The organism is Paraburkholderia sp. Ac-20336, from assembly GCF_017105025.1.
Taxonomy (GTDB): domain Bacteria; phylum Pseudomonadota; class Gammaproteobacteria; order Burkholderiales; family Burkholderiaceae; genus Paraburkholderia.
In genome coordinates this window covers 13576-31492 of the sequence record NZ_JAAGPS010000092.1, presented here as the reverse complement: position 1 = coordinate 31492, position 17917 = coordinate 13576, and the positions used below count along the sequence as shown (strand labels likewise).

The following is a 17917-nucleotide window of genomic DNA, read 5'->3' as shown; positions in this document are numbered from 1 at the left end:
GTGCAGATGCGCGTGCAGGCCGGCCAGAGCGTCAGACGCGGCACGCCGCTGTTCGTCGTGCAGGCCGACCCCGCCGCCGTGCTGGCCGCCACCCAGGCGACGAGCGCGCTGACGCTCGCACAGGGCGAGCTCGCACGCACGCAATCGCTCTACGACAAGGGGCTTGCCACGCGCTCGCAACTCGCGAGCGCGAGCAAAGCCGCCGACGACGCGCGGCAGGCGCTCGCCGCGCAGCATCAAACCGGCGTCGCGAGCGGCGACAAGACCGTGAACGCGCCGTTCGACGGCGTAGTGCTGCAACTATCCGCGGCGCAAGGCGACCAGGTGCAGGCCGGCGCGGCGATCCTGCAACTCGCGAGCGGTCGCGCCGGCGATACACAAACCACCCGGCAAACCGCCCGCGCGAACCTCACGCTCGGCGTCGAACCCGCCGACGCGGGCGCGATCCATCCCGGCGACACCGTGACCTTGCGCGGCCTCTCCGCCGCGCTCGCGCAGACCACGGCCACGGGCCGCGTTGTCTTCGTCGGCGCCGCGATCGACCCGCAATCGCAACTGGTCAATATCGGCGCGGACGTGCCGCTCGCGCAGACGCCGTTCATCCCCGGCACGCGCGTCGCCGCCGACGTCGCGACGCGCGCCGGCACGCACTGGATCGTGCCGCGCGCGGCCGTGCTGAAGGATAGCCACGGCGCGTACGTGTTCCAGATCACGCCACAAAACAGGGCCCGCCGCGTCGCGGTGACGATCGCGGTCGAAAACGGCGCGAACTATGGCGTGGACGGCTCGCTCGATGCCGCGCTCGGGCTCGTGGTCAGCGGCAACTACGAGTTGACGGACGGCATGGCGGTGCGCACCGGAGGAGACGCGTCGCGATGAACTTCGGCCAATGGATGCAGACGCATCGCCGCTCGCTCCTCTTCGTGATCGCGCTGCTTGCGATCGCGGGTGCGCTCGCCGCGTTCCGTCTGCCGATCTCGCTGTTTCCGAATGTCTCGTTTCCGCGCGCGGTCGTCTCGCTCGATGCCGGCGACCGCCCCGCCGAGCAGATGGCGACGCTCGTCACGATGCCGGTCGAGGAAGCGCTGCGGCGCGTGCCGAACGTGCGCGACGTCGATTCGACGACGAGCCGCGGCGCCGCGGAAATCTCGCTGAACTTCGACTGGGGCACCGACATGGCGCAGGCGACCTTGCAGGCGCAATCGGCGATCAGCGAAATTCTCGCGACGCTGCCGCCCGGCACGACGATGCAGGTGCGGCGCATGGACCCGACCGTGTTTCCGGTGCTCGCGTACAGCCTGACCTCGACGCAGCAGTCGCTCTCGGCGCTGCGCGATCTCGCGCAGTTCCAGATGCGTCCGCTGCTGTCGTCGGTGGAAGGCGTGGCGCGCGTCGAGGTGACCGGCGGCGCGCAGGACGAATTCGAAGTCGCGGTCGATCCCGTGCGCCTCGCCGCCTACAAGCTGTCGCTCGCGGACGTCTCGAAGGCGATCGGCGCAAGCAACGTGCTGATGGCGAACGGCCGCATCGAGGATCACGACAAGCTCTACCTCGTCGTCAGCAACACGACGATCACGCAGCTCGACGAACTGCGCAACGTCGTGGTCTCCGCGAACGGCAATGCAAACGGCGCACAGATCCGCCTCGGCGACGTCGCCACCGTGCGCGCCGGCGTCGTGCCGCAATGGATGCGCGTCACCGCCGACGGCCAGGACGCGGTGCTGCTCAACATCTATCAGCAGCCCGGCGCGAACAGCGTCGCGATGGCGCGCGCGATCCGCGCGAAGCTCGCCGCGTTCGGGCCGCAGATGCCCGCAAGCGTGCATCTGTCGAACTGGTACGACCAGAGCGAACTGGTGATCGCCTCGGCCACCAGCGTGCGCGACGCGATCCTGATCGGCATCGTGCTGGCGGCGCTGACCTTGTTCGTCTTCCTGCGCAACGGGAAGATCACCGCGATCGCGGTCGCGCTGGTGCCGGTCGTGATGGCCGCGACGATCCTGCTGCTCGACGTGTTCGGCATGGGCTTCAACATCATGACGCTAGGCGGCATGGCCGCCGCGGTCGGCCTCGTGATCGACGACGCCATCGTGATGATCGAGCACATCGTGCGGCGCATGCGCGAGGCCGGCGCGCACGCGTTTCATGGCCGCGTGATGGCCGCGGCGCTCGAATTCACGCGGCCGCTCGCGGGTTCGTCGGCGGCGACATTGATTATCTTCGTGCCGCTCGCGTTTCTGTCGGGCGTGACGGGCGCGTTTTTCAAGGCACTGTCGGTGACGATGGCAAGCGCCCTGTTCATTTCGTTTCTCGTCACCTGGCTCGCGGTGCCGATTCTGTGCGACCACTGGCTCAGGCCCGAAGACGCCGAGGAGCATGCGGAAACACGCCTCGCCGCGTGGCTGAACCGGCGCTATGCGGCGCTGGTCGCGCGCGTGATCGCACGGCCGCCGCTCGTGCTGCTCGGCGTGCTGCCGCTCGTCGTGGTGGCCGCGTTCGCGTTCACGCGCGTCGGCAGCGGCTTCATGCCAAGCATGGACGAAGGCGGCTTCGTGCTCGACTATCACACGCAGCCGGGCACCTCGATCACCGAAACGGACCGGCTCATGAAGCAGATCGAGCAGATCATCCGCGCGAATCCGAACGTCGCGACCTATTCGCGCCGCACCGGCGCGGGTCTCGGCGGCGATCTGAACGAACCGAACAAGGGCGACTTCTTCGTGCGGCTCAAGTCCGGCAAACGCGAACCGATCGAGACCGTGATGGAAGAAATCCGCGCGCGGGTCGAAACGCAGGTGCCGGGCGTCAACATTGAACTCGCGCAACTGATGGAAGACCTGATCGGCGACCTGACGGCCGTGCCGCAGCCGGTGCAGATCAAGATCTTCTCCGACGACACCAACACGCTGCAGGCCACCGCGCGCAAGGTCGCGGCGCGTATCGGCCAGATTCAGGGCATCGTCGACGTCGACGACGGCATCAACCCGGCCGGCGATGCGCTCGAGCTGCATATCCTGCCCGCTGCCGCGGCGGCCGAGGGCATGGACCCGCAAGCGATCGCGCAGGCCGTCACCGACATGCTCGAAGGCAATGTCGCGACGCAGTTCCAGAGCGGCCCGAAAACGGTCGGCGTGCGGGTGCGCGTGAGCGGCGCGCGCGAACTCACCGATACGCAACTGGGCCAGTTACAGATTCGCGCGCCCGACGGGCATCTGTTTGCGCTCAAGCGCGTCGCCGATCGCGTGACCGTCACGGGCCAGCCCGAAATCAGCCGCTCGAATCTGAAGCGCATGGTCGCGGTGACCGCGCGCATCGACGGCCGCGATCTCGGCTCGACGATCGCCGACGTGCAGAAAGCGCTCGGCGACGCGAACCTGCTGCCGGCCGGCGTCTATTACGAACTGGGCGGCCTGTATCAGCAACAGCAGATCGCGTTCAAGGGGCTCCTGACCGTGTTCGGCGCCGCGCTCGCGCTCGTGTTCGGCCTGCTGCTGTTTCTCTACGAGCGCCTGCGCGTCGCGCTCGCGGTGCTGGCGATGCCGCTGCTCGCGGCGGGCGCGGTGTTCATCGGCCTGTGGGTCACCGGCATCGAGCTGAACATCTCGGCGATGATGGGGATGACGATGATCGTCGGCATCGTCACCGAGGTCGCGATCTTCTATGTGTCGGAATTGCAGGCGCTGGTGCGCGACGAGGAGATGCCGTTTCACGAAGCGCTGCAGAGCGCCGGCCGCAATCGGCTGCGCCCGATCGCGATGACGACGATTGCCGCGATTCTCGCGCTGCTGCCGCTCGCATTTGCCTTGGGGCAAGGCTCGGCGATGCAGCAGCCGCTCGCGGTCGCGATCATTTCCGGGCTGATCGTGCAGTTGCCGCTCGTGCTGTTGCTGTTGCCGGCGCTGTTGAGGCTGCTGATGAAGAAGCAGACGGTGTGAGGTGTCGCCGGGTGACGTGGCGCGCCGGGTTCATTCGTGCCGGGCGTGCCGTGCTACGAGCCGTACCTGCTGACCTGGCTGCTGCCGTGCCGTGCGTTGATATCGCGCCGGAGTCGCGCGGCATCCGCATCGAATCCGCGCCACGACGCTTCATGGCCGCTTCATTGCCACCCCATCGACGCGTCAGGCGAGCACGTCCGCAAAGCCGCCGACCGGCGCGCCAAGCGCACGAATCGCGGCGGCCACCCGCGGCGACAGCAGTGCGTGCAATTCGTCGGCATGACGGTAGTCGTGCATGCCGGCGCTCAGCGCCTCGCCTTCGACCGCCGGGTGGCAGTAGATCTCGCCGACGCCATGCGGCAGATCGGCGAGCGCGGCAAGCCATGCCGCTTCGTCCATCCGGCCGCTCGCCGCGATCCCGACCACGTAGTCGTTATGCGCGATGCCGGCGCGCTCGAGACGCCTCTTCACCTGCGCGATCCACGGCCGCAGCCACAGCGGCGCATTGGCCTCGAACGGCAGGCGCATCGCCTTCATGCCGTAGTCGCGGCCGATCTCGAGGATCAGGCCGAGCACGGTCGGATGCAGATGAAAATGCTTGTGCGTGTTGACGTGATCGAGCGTGAGCCCGCTCGCGGCGAAGGCCTCGAACTGCGCGCGGATTTCGCGCGCGAGTTGTCTGCGCACGTGCGGCAGAAAGAAAAACCGCACACCGTCGCGCACCATGTTGCTGCCGAAGCGACCGTGTTCGTCGAGCAACGCGGCGATCTCCGCGCGCGGCGCGAGCGCGGCGCCGTCGGCGAGCACCAGATGCAGACCCACGCGCAACTGCGGCAATCTGCGCGCACGCTCGATCGCATCGCTCGCGGCCGGCGCGCCGACCATCAGGCTCGCCGCGCGCAGCACACCGTCGCGATGCGCGCGCTCGACCGCGCAGTTCACGCGCGGGTGCAAGCCGAAATCGTCGGCGGTCACGATCAGTCCGCGTGGCTTAGCCGCCATCCGAGGGCTCCATGGCGGGAAGCCGTCCGCCGCGCTCGGCAGCCGGCGTTTCGAGTCCCATGCGCGCGCCGCGCCACACGACATGCGAGCCGAACGCGCTGACGAGCCATTGCAGCGCGAGCAGGGTGTCGCGCAGCGGCACGAGCGGCAGATCGCGCCAGAAGGTGCGCTCGCGCCGCGCGGCACGCAGATGCAGCAGCAAACGCGCCCCCAGGCACACCACGCTCGCCGTCGCGCTCGCAACCACGGCGTACTGCGATGCGAACGGCGTGTGCACGCAGGCGTGGGCGGCGAACGTCGCGCTCAGCCATGCGCTCGTCAGGAGCCACGGCGTCGGAAACGTAATCAGCAACGACATGAAACCGGGCGGATTCACCGAGCGGATCGTGCGCAGCCAGCGCGTTTCACGTTGCCAGAGCGCGGCGAAGGTCGGCTCGATCACGTCGGTCGCGACCACCACATGCGAGAGCACCGTTTGCAGACCGAGTGCGCGCACGTGCTCGGCGAGCCAGTAGTCGTCGGCGAGACAGTTCTTCAGCGCGTCGAAGCCGCCGATGCGTTCGAGCGTCGCGCGCCGCAGCGCGAGCGTCGCGCCGAAGCCGAAACGGCGCGAGCCCAACGCATGCGCGACACGCACCGACGGCGCGAACCATTCGTTGATGAAGAGCGCGCCCACGCGCGGCCAGAAACCGCCGACCCCGCGCGCAACGTAAAGACAGGTGACGACGCCGACGCCCGGGTCCGCGAGCGGCGCGGCCACGCTGTCGAGATAATCGGCGTCGACGGCGATGTCGCTATCGGCGATCACGATCACGTCGTGCCGCGCGCGCTCCGCCATGTTGATGAGATTGCTGACCTTCAGGTTGCTGCCATGCACGCGCGTGTCGATCGCGAGTTCGATGTCGTGCCGCGGATAAGCGGCCTGCAAGCGGCGCACGACCGCAATCGCGGGATCGTGCGGCGACGACACGCCGAGCACCAGCTGAAAATGCCCGTGCCGCTGCTCGCAAAACGTGCGCAGATTTTCGTAGAGACGCGGTTCGGCGCCGCACAGCGGCTTCAGTACGCTGACGCCGACCTGCGCGAAATGACGGGGCGGCGGCTCGACGCACGAGCTGTTCGGGGTATGAGCGGTGTATGCAGTATCGGTGCCGCCAGCATGAGCAAGCGCCGCGCCGGCCGCGCTTCGATCATCGCCACGGGCAGCGGATCGACGGGCCCATCGATGCGCGAACCACTTCGGCGCCTCGTCGCGCCGCACGCCGAAAAACGGCATCGCGACGGCGGCCACCACCGTGTACAGCGTTGCGCCGATACAGCCTGCCAGCAGGACCCATTGGCATGCATTCAGCACCTGCGCCACCATCGCCCGTGCCCGTCAGTGCCCGGCCAGCACGAACGCCTGCCCGGTCAGGCGCAGATGAAGCACGACGAGCCAGCGCCGCGGACAGCCGGCGGCAATCGCAACCGGCGATACATGGCGGCCTGCCGTCGCGTAATCGTGCTTCACCGCGAATTCGAACGCGACCTGCGCGAATTCGCGTGCGACCACCACGCCGCCGACGATCAGCGCGAGCGCGAACAGACGGAACGACATGGAAGCGAAAAAGGTGTGGGATACAGGCAGCATCGGCAGCGTGACGCACAGCAGCGTGTCGGCGCCCATGGCCGTGACCGAGGCGACCAGCAGATGGGCTCGCAGCATGTCGATGGTGGCTGGCTTCATAACGTGCCTTGTGCGTGGCCTTGCGGCCTGAACGGATGCGCGGCGTCATCGGCGGGGGCTGCTCGAACACGTTGATCGACGCCCCGATCGGCCTGAAATATCTACCGCGTCAATCAGTCGAAGTCCTTGCGATAAGTTTTCGACAATCTGACAACCCGATGGTCTCGCGCGCATCTCGCAACCCGCGGGGACCATCCATAAATAGCGCGTCGATGGTATCGATTCAAGCTGAAGGATACCTTAAGCAAACCTATGGTATGAAGTAGCTGACGAACGGCATCGTCCCACCAGGATGCCGCGCCCCGGCGCTTGCACAAGCCGCCGGGAGTTATGCAATAACCTGAAAAACGGAATCTCTGCCCCATGCGTGTACTCCTCGTAGAAGACGACGAGCTCATCGGCTGCGGTGTCGAAGCCGGTCTGCGCCAGGCCGGCTTCACGGTCGACTGGGCCTGCGACGGCCACAAGGCCAGCCTCGCGCTCGACACCACCCGTTATGCATTGATCGTCCTCGATCTCGGCCTGCCGCGCGTGAGCGGCATGGAGCTGCTCACGCGGCTGCGCGACGCCGGCAACGACGTGCCGGTGCTCGTGCTGACCGCAAAAGGCAGCGTGATCGAGCGCGTCGGCGGTCTCGAAGCGGGCGCCGACGATTATCTCGGCAAGCCCTTCGATCTCACCGAGCTGATCGCGCGTTGCCGGGCCCTGCTGCGCCGCGCACAAGGTCGCAGTATCGATCTGATTCGTTACCAGAATCTGACAGTGAACCCCGCCGCGCAAACGGTGGAGATCGACGAGACGCGCGTGCCGCTCACCTCGCGCGAATGGGCCATCCTGCTGCAATTGCTGACCCATCTCGGCATTCCGCAGTCGCGCTCGCAACTCGAGGAAAGCCTGTACGGCTGGCAGGAAGAAATCGAAAGCAATGCGATCGAGGTCCACGTGTCGAACCTGCGCAAGAAACTCGGCGCGGGCCTCATCAAGACCGTGCGCAATATCGGCTATGTGATGGAGAAGCCGTGATGGGCCCGTCGATTCGCCGGCGTCTCGTGCTGCTGGTGCTCGCGAGCATCGCGCTCGTGTGGGGCATCGCGCTCGTCTCGAGCTACCGGCAGGCGTCGCGCGAAGTCGGCGAATGGGAAGAGGCGCGTCTCGCGGAACTGGCGCAGATTCTCGCGCTGCTCGACTCGGCCAACCTGAGCACGCTCGCCAATGCGCGCATCGACGTGCGTGAAGAGGAAAAAGGCGGCGAGCCCGGCGCAAGCCTGCTCGACGACGACGACACGCTGCCGCGCGACGCCCTCTTCCAGGTGCGCGAGACTAACGGCGAGGTTCTCGCGGGCAGCCCGCAACTACACGCGCTCGCCGCCTGGGACTTGCCGCTGCCCGCCGCGAGCGGCGCGCAGGACATCGTGCTGGGCGGCCAGCTCTATCACTCGTTCACGCTGCGCGACACGACGCTCGGCCATAGCGTGCGCGTATTCGAGCCGGCCAATACGCGCAGCGACCTCGTGAGCGGAGTCGCGAGCCGCATCGCGCGGCCCACGCTGATCGCGCTGCCGGTGCTCGCGCTGCTCGTGTGGATCAGCATCGGCTTCAGTCTCGCGCCGCTGAAAATCCTCTCGGTGGCGATCCGTTCGCGCGACATCAACCGCATGGAGCCGGTCGGCATCGGCCGCACGCCGATCGAGGTGCGCCCGCTCGTCGACGCGATCAACCAGATGCTGTCGCGGCTGCACCATTCGCTCGAACGCGAACGCGCGTTTACCGCCGATGCCGCGCACGAACTGAAGACGCCGCTTGCCGCGATCAAGGTGCAGGCCCAGGTCGCGCTCGCCGAACCGGACGTCGCCTTGCAGCGGCTCGCGATGAAGCGCGTCGTGCAAGGCGTCGATCGCAGCGCGCGGCTTGCCGAGCAGTTGTTGCTGCTCGCGCGCCTCGACGCGCAGGAGAAGTTGCCGACCGAGCCACTCAAGCCCGCGACGATCGCCAGAACCACGCTGCTCGCGAATCTGCGCAACGCGCAGCAGAAACACATCAACGTGATGCTGACCGGCGACCTGCTCGCGGAGATCGACGCGGAGCCGGTGCTGATCGGCATTCTGCTCGACAATCTGCTCGATAACGCGATCAAGTACGGGCGCGCGGGCGGCACGGTCGAAGTGGCCGTGCAGCATGCCGACGAGCGTGTGCAGGTGTGCGTGCGCGACGACGGCCCAGGTGTCGCGCCCGACGATCTCGCGCGGCTCACGAGCCGTTTTTTCCGCGCGCCCGGCAATCAGGCGACGGGCAGCGGGCTGGGTCTATCGATCGTCGCGCGGATCGCCGAGCACTTCGGCGCGAGCCTGCAACTGGGCGCGGGTATCGGCGAGCGCGGGTTGGCGGTGAAGGTGTCGTTTCCGGCTTACGGGGCGACGCGCTGAAGCACGCCGCACTGAAGCACGATGCACCGAGCGCGGCGCAACGCTCAGCGCCGGCCGCGTTCGAGGTTCGCTTCGCCGAGCGCCGAACCCTGCTCGGCCAGTTCCGCCCGCATGTCATGCGGCACGGTCTGGGCGGGCCGGTTGCCGGCCGACTCGGCGAACTGCCATGCGATCAACCCCGGCACGAACATCAGCAGGTCGCGAATCCGCCGCGCGGCCGCGAGCGCGAGACAAGTCGCCGGATCGATGCCGAGTGCGCCGCCGATCAGAATGAAGCCGCCCTCCTGCACGCCGAGCCCGCCTGGCACGAAGAACGCCGCGCTGCTGATCGCCTGGATCAGCGACTCGATCACGACCGCTTCGACGAGCGTCACGTGCACGCCGAGAAAATACAGCGCGAGCCAGATTTCGAGCGACGTCAGGAAGCATTGCAGCGGCTGCCAGAAGAACAGATAGCGCAGTATGACCGCGCGGCGACGCCAGATCAGCTTGATCGCCTGGTCGATCTGCGCCGACTGGCCGACGAGCTCGGCAAGCTTGCCGCTCGTCATATGGTTGAGCGCACGCGTCATGCGCTCGAACGGATTCGCGTGCTGCACGAGCGCGAACAGCACGAGCAGCGGCGTGAGCACCACGACGCCCCACGCGAGCTGTCCGGCGAGCCGCAGCGTGCCCGATTGCGCGTGGGCGAACAGGAAGCCGATACCGACCATCGTGAACAGCAACTGGCTGATGACCGTCAACTGCATATCGACGACGATGCTGCCGACCGCCGTCGACGAGCGCACGCCCCAGCGCCTCAGCATGCGGAACGAGACGAGCTCGCCGCCGATCCGCGCGACTGGCAGCATGCTGTTGACCGACTCGCGCACCCACACGAGATGCAGCATCCTGCCGAAGCTCGGACGGTTTGCGCCGCGAATCAGCGAGCGCCAGTCGCAGGCGTTGGCCATCATCGGCAGCACGTGCGCGAGCGCGGCCAGCACGAGGCCCGCGCCGGCCGCGCGCAAGGCGCCGAGCACGGCGCTGGGATCCTCGCGCCACACGAGCCACAATGAAATGAGCAGACCCGCAAGCGCGGCCGCGCGACCGAGATGCTTCATCGCGCGCCGACCTCGCAGGCCGTGGTGATGGCGGCCGGGCGCTTCGTCACGCGTGCCGCCGCGACCAGGCGGTGTTGCGAACCGCGCCCGCCTGCTTCCTTGAAAACCTTGTCGATCATTCGCTGCCCAACCTGCCGTTCGTTCGTCATTCGTCCTGTGCCGCCGACAGCAGTCCGTCGCCGTCGACCTTGAAGCTGAAGCCGCGCCAGATCACGCGCGAGGAGCGGAAGCTCATGACGAAAATCGCAAACGATACGATATCCCAGAGCGGCAGCAGCCAGAGATCGCGGTACGGCCTGCGCAACGCGCGATCGGACGACAGTTTCAACGCGAGCCGCGCGCCCATCGCGACGAGCACGAGCGGCCACGCCCAGAGCGCCGCGCCCGAAAACACCAGCGCGAGCAGCGCAAACGCGGACGGATGCACGAGCGCCGAGCCGAAATGCCCGAGTGGATCGATACGGCGAATCGTGCGGCTCCAGCGCAGTTCGTGCGTGATCAACTTCGCCGCGCTCGATTCGACGCACGCATGCGAAATCGCGAACGGCGGAATCGCGACGTCCTCGCCGATCGCGCGCACTGCCTCGCCGATCGCGTGATCCTCGGCCAGATGCCGCGCGAACGGCTTGAAGCCGCCGATCCGCTCGTAGGTGTCGCGCCGCATCGCGATGGTCTGGCCGAAGCAGGGTCGCGCGAGCCCGAGCGCGAGTCCGGTGACGACGCCGGGCAGGAACTGGTAGTTGGTCGCGATCGCCGAGAGCCGCGGCCAGAAGCCTGGATCGGGCTGGCCGTGATAGGCGCACGTGACGAGCCCGACGCCGGGCTGCTGCAATTCGCCGATCACGTTGCGCAGATAGTCGGCGCCGACGCCCACGTCGCTGTCGGCGAATACGAGCACGTCGTGACGCGCCTGCGGCAGCATGTTGAGGATATTGCTGATCTTGCGGTTCGGGCCGTAGAGACGCGCATCGGCCACCACGCTCATATCGGCGTCCGGATGCAACTGGCGTAATGCGTCGACGACTTGCAGCGCGGGGTCGGCCGAGTCGTGCACGCCGAACAGGAACTGCACCGGCCCCGGATAGTCCTGCTCGCAGAAGCTCGTGAGATTGTCGAGCAGCGCCCACTCGTTGCCATGCAAGGGCTTGACGACCGTGACGGGGGGGAAGCTCGTGGGCTCGGCCACCGCCCTCGCGAAGAAGCGCCCGATCAGCGCGCTCGCGAGCACGGTATAGCCGATGCCGACAATCGCCGCCGCCGCGCACGCATACGCGAGCGCGAGGCCCGCAAAATGCGCGACGAGATGCGCGGCGTTCACGCCTCGTGCGCGCGCAGGAAGCGGAAGAATTCGACGCCTTCGCGCAGACGCCGTTTCATCATGTCCCAGCTCGTCAGCATTTCGCGCACGATCTCCCAGATCTTCGACGGCCGGAAATAGAAGCGCTTATAGAAGTTCTCGAGCTGGTGATAGATATCCTCGCGCGACAGATGCGGATAGCCGATCGCCGCCAGCTGCACGCCTTCCTTGCTGACGAGGTTGATCACCTTGTTCTCTTCGAGCCAGCCGTTTTCGACCGCCTGGTTGTAGAGCGTCGTGCCCGGATACGGCGCGGCGAGCGACACCTGGATCGTATGCGGATTGATCTCCTGCGCGTAGGTGATCGTCTTCTGGATCGTTTCCTGGGTTTCGCCGGGCAGGCCGAGAATGAAGGTGCCGTGAATCTTGATGCCGAGCTTGCGGCAGTCGTCGCTGAAGCGGCGCGCGATGTCGGTACGCAGCCCCTTCTTGATGTTCAGCAGGATCTGGTCGTCGCCGGATTCGTAGCCGACCAGCAGCAGGCGCAGGCCGTTTTCCTTCATGATCTTCAGCGTCGAATACGGCACGTTCGCCTTCGCGTTGCACGACCACGTGACGCCGAGCTTGCCGAGACCGCGCGCGATTTCCTCGACGCGCGGCTTGAAGTCGGTGAACGTGTCGTCGTCGAACATGATCTCCTTGACTTCAGGCATGTTGTCGCGAATCCACTTCACTTCGGCGAGGACGTTCTCGACCGAGCGCGTGCGGTAGCGATGCCCGCCCACGGTTTGCGGCCACAGGCAGAACGTGCACTTCGAACGGCAGCCGCGGCCCGTGTAGATCGACACGTACGGATGCTTGAGGTAGCCGATGAAATAGTTGTCGATCTTCAGGTCGCGCTTGTAGACCGGCGCGACGAACGGCAACTCGTCCATGTTTTCGAGGATCGGGCGCGCTTCGTTGTGCTCGATCGAGCCGTCGGGCGCGCGATAGCTCAAGCCCTTGATCTGCGCGAACGGCTTGCCCTCGGCCACTTCCTGGCAGGTGAAGTCGAATTCCTCGCGGCAGACGAAGTCGATGGCCTCGCTCGCGGTCAGCGAGTTGTGCGGATCGACCGCGACCTTCGCGCCGACCATGCCGATCAGGAGCGACGACTTGCGCTTTTTCAGGTCTTCGGCGAAGAGTGCGTCGGTCGGAAAGGACGGCGTGCTCGTATGGATGACGACGAGATCGTATTGCGCGGCGATATCGAGCGTGGCTTCGACGGAGAGGCCGTCGGCGGGCGCGTCGAGCACGCGGCTATCGGCAATCAGCGCGGCCGGCTGAGCGAGCCACGTCGGGTACCAGAATGAACGGATTTCACGCTTGGCCTGATAGCGCGAACCCGCGCCACCATCAAAGCCATCGTAGGACGGCGCCTGCAAGAACAGGGTTTTCATGGATGCTCCAGCAAGCCTTTTTAGGCGCTTTCGGTTTTCGGTCGGGATCTATCTGATCCATTGCCCGCGGACATGCGCAGCGATCATGCGTTCGACCTGCACATGACAACGGCCGCGGTCCTCGAAGGCCACGGGCAGTGGCGAAGATAGTACGGAGCAAAGCTGAAGGAAACCTGAAGCATGATACTGCGTTCCGGCCCCGCGCGGCAGCGTCGCGAGGGTCGATTCAGGGGGATTTTCGTGTGATGCGATGCTTGTCGCATCGATATGGTATCGGAATGGAAAGACGTGGCTCGAAGCGCGGTGATTCACGCGGCGCGCTACATGACCCCGCGCATGAACAGATACAACAGATACATCCGCAGGCGCATGACGACTCGCGCGAACCCGCCACACCCCGGCGGCAAGAGGCATGCCATCCACGTCGCCGCAAGCCCGCGTCCGGTGAGATTGCGCGCAATCAGATAAGATAATTGGTATCGGCAGTTCAATCATGGCCGCGCAGGTCCTGTCGCTTCTTGCTTCACGACCGCGCGGCCTGTCGTTTTTCCCACTCACAGGAACCCAGCATGGCTATCCCGAGCTACACCGATACCCGACTTCTGATCAACGGCGAGTGGTGCGATGCCGCCAGCGGCAAGACCCTCGACGTCGTCAATCCCGCGACCGGCGAGGCTATCGGCAAGGTCGCGCACGCCGGCATCGCCGATCTGGACCGCGCGCTCGACGCCGCGCAGCGCGGCTTCGAAGCCTGGCGCAAGGTGCCGGCCAACGAGCGCGCCACGATCATGCGCAAGGCCGCCGCGCTGGTGCGCGAGCGCGCCGCCGACATCGGCCGCCTGATGACCCAGGAACAGGGCAAGCCGTTCGTCGAAGCGCGTCTCGAAGTACTGGCCGCCGCCGACATCATCGAATGGTTCGCGGACGAAGGCCGCCGCGTGTACGGCCGCATCGTGCCGTCGCGCAACGTCGCCCAGCACTCGCAGGTACTGAAGGAGCCGATCGGCCCGGTCGCCGCGTTCACGCCGTGGAACTTCCCGGTCAACCAGGTCGTGCGCAAGCTCTCCGCGGCGCTCGCCTGCGGCTGCTCGTTCCTCGTGAAGGCGCCGGAAGAAACCCCGGCGTCGCCGGCCGCGCTGCTGCAGGCCTTCGTCGAAGCCGGCGTGCCGGCCGGCGTGGTCGGCCTCGTGTTCGGCGATCCGGCTGAAATCTCGAGCTACCTGATCCCGCATCCGGTGATCCGCAAGGTCACGTTCACGGGCTCGACGCCGGTCGGCAAGCAACTGGCCGCGCTGGCCGGTTCGCACATGAAGCGCGCCACGATGGAGCTCGGCGGCCACGCCCCGGTGATCGTCGCCGAAGACGCCGACGTCGCGCTCGCGGTCAAGGCCGCCGGCGCCGCGAAGTTCCGCAACGCGGGCCAGGTCTGCATCTCGCCGACGCGTTTCCTCGTGCACAACAGCCTGCGCGAAGAATTCGCCGCGGCGCTCGTCAAGCATGCCGAAAGCCTCAAGCTCGGCGATGGCCTCGCCGAAGGCACGACGCTCGGGCCGCTCGCCAATGCGCGCCGTCTGAGCGCGATGGCCAAGGTCGTCGACGACGCGCGCAAGACCGGCGCGACGATCGCAACGGGCGGCGAGCGCGTCGGCTCGGCCGGCAACTTCTTCGCCCCGACCGTGCTGACCGACGTGCCGCTCGAAGCCGACGTATTCAACAACGAGCCGTTCGGCCCGATCGCCGCGATCCGCGGCTTCGACAAGCTCGAAGAAGCGATCGCCGAAGCGAACCGTCTGCCGTTCGGCCTCGCGGGCTACGCGTACACGAAGTCGTTCGCCAACGTGCATATGCTGTCGCAGCAGATGGAAGTCGGCATGCTGTGGATCAACCAGCCGGCCACGCCGACGCCGGAAATGCCGTTCGGCGGCATCAAGGATTCCGGCTACGGCTCGGAAGGCGGTCCGGAAGCGATGGAAGCCTACCTCGTCACGAAGGCCGTGACGGTGATGGCGGTTTAACGACGCACTAATAGAAAGAGACAGGCCGGCTCCGCGCTTGCGCGCGGAGCCGGCCTTTTCGTTTCCGACGCCTTCGGAATGGCGCGTCAGACGTGCGCGTCGCGCTCGTTGAGCGGCGGCGCCTGCGTGGCCGCCGCGAACTCCTCGCGCAACGCGTCGCGAGCATGATGCCGGCGCACCCACAGCGCCGTGAGAATCGGCACCAGAATCGCGGTGACGAGGCAAGCCGTCGCGACCATCGCGGTCGCGGCCGGCACGAGCGGCTTGAAGCTCGGAATCATGTCGGCGATGATCGCCGGATTCGCGACCGCCGCCCCCGCCGTCGACGATGCCGCAAGCCCCGCCGCGCCATTGCCGCCCGCGATCCAGCGGTCGGCGAGAATCAGCGGAATGCCGGTCACGACGATCACGCCGAGGCCGAGCGCGATGCCGGGCAGCCCGCTCGTCACGATCACGTTCAGATCGATGCCGTTGCCGAGCGCGAAACCGAAGAACGGGATCAGCGGATGCACGCAGCGGCCGAACAGGTCGCGCAGCTCGCTATCGAGGTTGCCGAGCACGAAGCCGATCAGGAACGGCAGCACCGCGCCGACGAACAGGCGTGGCTCGAAGAACGCGACGCCGGTCGCGCCGAGAATGATCATGCTGATGAGCGGCCCCGATTCGACGGACATCAGCACGAACGCGCCCGCCTCCTCCTTCGTGCCGTACTGCTGCATCACGGCTGCGTAGAGACCGCCGTTGGTCATGTCCATCGAGGTCGTGATCGCGAGCACCGAGAGCCCCGCGAAGAGCCCGGTCTTGATGCCGTCGATCGGAATGAAGCGCGCCGCGATCAGCGTGACGATCCACGCGACCGCCATTTTGGTGGCGAGCAGCGTGCCCGATTTGCGCAGCACGGTGCCGGTCGCGCGCAGATCGATCGTCGCACCCATGCAGAAGAACCACACCGCGAGAATCGGCACCGTGCCGGTAATCAGGCCGTTGGTGAACGAGCCGAAGTATTTGCCCGCTCCGGGCGCGAACGTGTGCACGCAGGCACCGAGCAGCAGCGGCACCAGCATCAGGCCGCCAGGAATGCGGTCGATGGCCTTCTTGATCTTCATGCCTCCTCCATGGACGGTCACGTCCCGTTGACGGGTGGATTACCCGGGGTCATGTCCCGTTCTGCGCCGGGCTCTCCCTGTCCGGCGCAATATAGCACCACAAAAGGAACATCGTTCCGTTTCTTTTTGCAAACGCCGACTATCGTTTACCCGTTACGGCACTGAAACCTTTGCCAGCTTTAATGACGTAGAGCAATATTTTTCGGACCAGTGTTCCGGAATCGAAATTGTGCGTTACAGTGCTCGGGCACATGGCGCGGCACAGCGCCGATCCCGCGAGCGGAGAACGATAGATGGTCTCGGCCGCATTCCGGCGGGCCGCTGGGGTATCCCGGACGATCTCGCGGGGCCCGTGGTGTTTCCGCCTCGCTGGCGTCGGACTACGTGCATGGACATACACTCGCGGTAGACGGCGGCTGGCTTGCGCGCTAGCCCGGTAAGGCGACGGCGCGGCTCGGCACAGACAGGGAATGACGGACATGGCGGCAACGGAAACACGACGCGATAAAGCGCGGGATGAGACTAACAGCAAGGCTGTCAGCAGGACTGACGAGAAGACGCGCGGCAAATCGCGCAAGCACACTGCCGACGCATCGCCCGAGGCGGACGGCGGCGAGCGCGGCGAATCCGCGTCGTCGGTGGGTCGAGTCTTCGCGATTCTCGGCGCGATCGGCGACAGCGGACAGATCGGCATCAGCGAGCTGTCGCAACGGCTCGGCATGTCGAAGACCACCGTGCATCGCCTCATTCAAACGCTAAAGGCGCTCGGCTACGTCACGCAGGAAATCGAAACCGAGCGCTACCGGCTCACGATCCGTCTGTTCGAACTCGGCGCGAAGGCGCTCGAAAGCGTCGATCTCGTGCGCGAGGCCGACACCGAAATGCGCCGCATCGGCCAGATGACGCGCGAAGCGGTTCACCTCGGCGCATTCGACGACGACGCGATCATCTACATCCACAAGATCGACGCCGACTACGGCCTGCGCATGCAGTCGCGCATCGGCCGGCGCAATCCGCTGCACAGCACGGCGATCGGCAAGGTGCTGCTCGCGTGGATGGCGCCGGCCGATGCGCGCGAGGTGCTCTCGCACGTCGAATTCCGCAAGTCGACGCAGAAAACGCTGACCTGCGCCGAAGCAGTGCTGAGCATTTTGCCGCGCGTGCGCGAGCAGGGTTTCGGCGAAGACAACGAGGAGCAGGAAGACGGCCTGCAGTGCATCGCGGTGCCGGTGTTCGACCGCTTCGGCCGCGTGATCGCCGGGCTGTCGATTTCGTTTCCGACGATGCGCTGCGGCGCCGATACGAAGCAGCACTACGTCGCCCTGCTCAAGCAGGCCGGGCTCGCGATTTCAGCGCGGCTCGGTTATCGCGAGACGAGCGCGCCGGAGCCCGTGGGGACGCCGCCATAGAAGGCATACGATGGGCTCGATGAACCTGGGGTGCCTGGGGTGCTTGATGAAGTACCGCAGCGGCACCTGTGATGCGCACGTCGCGTGCTCGTATCCGATCGAAGCTTAAGAGAAGCTGATGGCGCAACACGTGCGATGTCATCGATCCGACATGCGCACGCAGGCGTCATGCGGCCTCGGATCCCCAGTCTGCAACTGAATGTATCCGCGCGATACATCCGACGCGAAACACGATTCGGCCTGCCCCGCCGTGCCCGCGAACCGTCGATGTATCGAACGCCCGCTTCATACCGATACCTCAAGGGCTCGCGCCTACGCTTCTTTTCATAACGCGCTCAAGGGCTTGCCGATCCGCTTAACAATCCCCTGTCATTTCGACGCGTTAGGCTTGCCGTTTTTCCGTCACGTCCGTTGTCACCGTATGGCCGCGTTGCCGCGCGCGCGTATCGACACGTCCTGTTA

The 17917-nt window shown here is 66.4% G+C and carries 14 protein-coding genes and 1 pseudogene; 7 read left to right on the top strand and 8 right to left on the bottom strand.

Features of this window, described 5'->3' with window-relative positions; genetic code table 11:
- The coding region (locus GXB81_RS22175; RefSeq protein WP_205990328.1) for an efflux RND transporter periplasmic adaptor subunit at positions 1 to 879 on the top strand (879 nt) is incomplete at its 5' end.
- Entirely contained in the window at positions 876 to 3935 is a 3060-nt protein-coding gene (locus tag GXB81_RS22170; RefSeq protein ID WP_205990327.1) for an efflux RND transporter permease subunit, read from the top strand. The genes GXB81_RS22175 and GXB81_RS22170, both read left to right, overlap by 4 nt.
- A gap of 183 nt (positions 3936 to 4118) precedes the next feature.
- Here GXB81_RS22170 and hpnK read toward each other — a convergent pair whose 3' ends face one another.
- From hpnK to GXB81_RS22155, 3 genes are read right to left on the bottom strand one after another with little or no spacing between them, the layout of a single operon-like run.
- A complete protein-coding gene (gene hpnK, locus GXB81_RS22165; protein ID WP_167038092.1) occupies positions 4119 to 4937 on the bottom strand; it encodes a hopanoid biosynthesis-associated protein HpnK in 819 nt (272 codons plus the stop codon).
- Entirely contained in the window at positions 4927 to 6303 is a 1377-nt protein-coding gene (hpnI, locus tag GXB81_RS22160) for a bacteriohopanetetrol glucosamine biosynthesis glycosyltransferase HpnI (protein WP_167282762.1), read from the bottom strand. The genes hpnK and hpnI (GXB81_RS22160) overlap by 11 nt, the downstream gene beginning before the upstream one ends.
- Before the next feature lie 12 nt (positions 6304 to 6315).
- Positions 6316 to 6663 (bottom strand): hypothetical protein, encoded by a 348-nt coding sequence (locus GXB81_RS22155; RefSeq protein WP_167038088.1) that lies wholly within the window; start codon positions 6661 to 6663, stop codon positions 6316 to 6318.
- Positions 6664 to 7026: 363 nt separating this feature from the next.
- Here GXB81_RS22155 and GXB81_RS22150 point away from each other — a divergent pair, with 363 nt between their 5' ends.
- Together GXB81_RS22150 and GXB81_RS22145 are read left to right on the top strand one after the other, a co-directional pair.
- Complete coding sequence (locus tag GXB81_RS22150; protein ID WP_205990326.1) at positions 7027 to 7686, top strand: response regulator transcription factor; 660 nt, start codon at positions 7027 to 7029, stop codon at positions 7684 to 7686.
- Positions 7683 to 9086 (top strand): ATP-binding protein, encoded by a 1404-nt coding sequence (locus GXB81_RS22145; protein WP_205990325.1) that lies wholly within the window; start codon positions 7683 to 7685, stop codon positions 9084 to 9086. The genes GXB81_RS22150 and GXB81_RS22145 overlap by 4 nt, the downstream gene beginning before the upstream one ends.
- A gap of 44 nt (positions 9087 to 9130) precedes the next feature.
- Here the strand turns inward: GXB81_RS22145 and GXB81_RS22140 are convergent, their stop codons facing one another.
- The 4 genes from GXB81_RS22140 to hpnJ are packed head-to-tail and all read right to left on the bottom strand — an operon-like array spanning position 9131 to position 12925.
- Entirely contained in the window at positions 9131 to 10189 is a 1059-nt protein-coding gene (locus tag GXB81_RS22140) for a lysylphosphatidylglycerol synthase domain-containing protein (protein WP_167038082.1), read from the bottom strand.
- On the bottom strand, positions 10186 to 10308 hold the full coding sequence (locus tag GXB81_RS31795) for a hypothetical protein (RefSeq protein ID WP_275692051.1): 123 nt from the start codon (positions 10306 to 10308) through the stop codon (positions 10186 to 10188). The genes GXB81_RS22140 and GXB81_RS31795 overlap by 4 nt, the downstream gene beginning before the upstream one ends.
- 26 nt (positions 10309 to 10334) lie before the next feature.
- Positions 10335 to 11507: a bacteriohopanetetrol glucosamine biosynthesis glycosyltransferase HpnI gene (gene hpnI / locus GXB81_RS22135; RefSeq protein WP_205990324.1), complete on the bottom strand. Its 1173-nt coding sequence runs from the start codon at positions 11505 to 11507 to the stop codon at positions 10335 to 10337.
- Positions 11504 to 12925: a hopanoid biosynthesis associated radical SAM protein HpnJ gene (hpnJ, locus tag GXB81_RS22130; protein ID WP_167038078.1), complete on the bottom strand. Its 1422-nt coding sequence runs from the start codon at positions 12923 to 12925 to the stop codon at positions 11504 to 11506. Before hpnJ ends, hpnI (GXB81_RS22135) begins: the two co-directional genes overlap by 4 nt.
- A gap of 569 nt (positions 12926 to 13494) precedes the next feature.
- Between hpnJ and GXB81_RS22125 the strand changes: the two genes are divergently transcribed.
- The gene (locus GXB81_RS22125; protein WP_167282752.1) at positions 13495 to 14940 is read left to right on the top strand and encodes an NAD-dependent succinate-semialdehyde dehydrogenase; all 1446 of its coding nucleotides are present in this window, start codon (positions 13495 to 13497) and stop codon (positions 14938 to 14940) included.
- A gap of 86 nt (positions 14941 to 15026) precedes the next feature.
- Here GXB81_RS22125 and kdgT read toward each other — a convergent pair whose 3' ends face one another.
- On the bottom strand, positions 15027 to 16046 hold the full coding sequence (gene kdgT / locus GXB81_RS22120; RefSeq protein ID WP_167038075.1) for a 2-keto-3-deoxygluconate transporter: 1020 nt from the start codon (positions 16044 to 16046) through the stop codon (positions 15027 to 15029).
- Positions 16047 to 16338: 292 nt separating this feature from the next.
- On the opposite strand from kdgT, the pseudogene GXB81_RS31525 reads away from it, so the two are divergent.
- Positions 16339 to 16478: pseudogene (locus GXB81_RS31525) on the top strand (SDR family oxidoreductase); the annotation flags it as partial.
- A 38-nt stretch (positions 16479 to 16516) separates the two neighbouring features.
- Positions 16517 to 17455 carry a DNA-binding transcriptional regulator KdgR gene (gene kdgR / locus GXB81_RS22115; RefSeq protein ID WP_205990323.1) on the top strand — a complete coding sequence of 313 codons (939 nt, stop codon included), beginning with the start codon at positions 16517 to 16519 and terminating at the stop codon, positions 17453 to 17455.
- Positions 17456 to 17917 lie beyond the last annotated feature (462 nt).